This window comes from Streptomyces sp. PT12 (assembly GCF_003311645.1).
Classification (GTDB): domain Bacteria; phylum Actinomycetota; class Actinomycetes; order Streptomycetales; family Streptomycetaceae; genus Streptomyces.
This window is the reverse complement of record NZ_QEST01000176.1, coordinates 1-479: the sequence shown is the minus strand read 5'-3', so window position 1 is coordinate 479 and position 479 is coordinate 1. Positions and strand designations below refer to the sequence as shown.

Annotated in this window: 1 protein-coding gene; it reads left to right on the top strand. The window is 71.0% G+C overall.

Features of this window, described 5'->3' with window-relative positions; all coding sequences use genetic code 11:
- Positions 1-479, top strand: a 479-nt coding sequence (locus tag DEH69_RS19215) for a ketoacyl-synthetase C-terminal extension domain-containing protein (protein ID WP_309302872.1), incomplete at both ends; no start/stop codon positions are given.

The following is a 479-nucleotide window of genomic DNA, read 5'->3' as shown; positions in this document are numbered from 1 at the left end:
GGGTATCTCCTCCTTCGGGATCAGCGGCACCAACGCCCACACCATCATCGAAGAGGCCCCCTACCAGGAGGCGGCACCCGCCGAGGTCACCGCTACCCTGCCCATCCGGCCCCTCCCGCTGTCCGCCCGCAACGCGGATGCCCTCACCGCTCAGGCCGGGCAACTGGCGGAGCACCAAGGCGCCTTGTCGGACATCGGCTTCTCCCTCGCGACCACGCGCGCCACGCTTGACCACCGCGCCGTCGTCATCGCGGCCGACCGGGACGAGGCCAACGAGGCCCTGCGCGCCTTCGCCGAGGGCCGCACCACGGCCAACGTCGTCCAAGGCACCCGTACACCGGGCCGCCTTGCCTTCCTCTTCACCGGCCAGGGCAGTCAACGGCTCGGGATGGGCCGGGAGGTGTATGAGGCGTTCCCGGCGTATGCGGGGGCGTTCGACGCGGTGTGTGAGCGCTTTGAACTGCCGGTGCGGGAGGTGG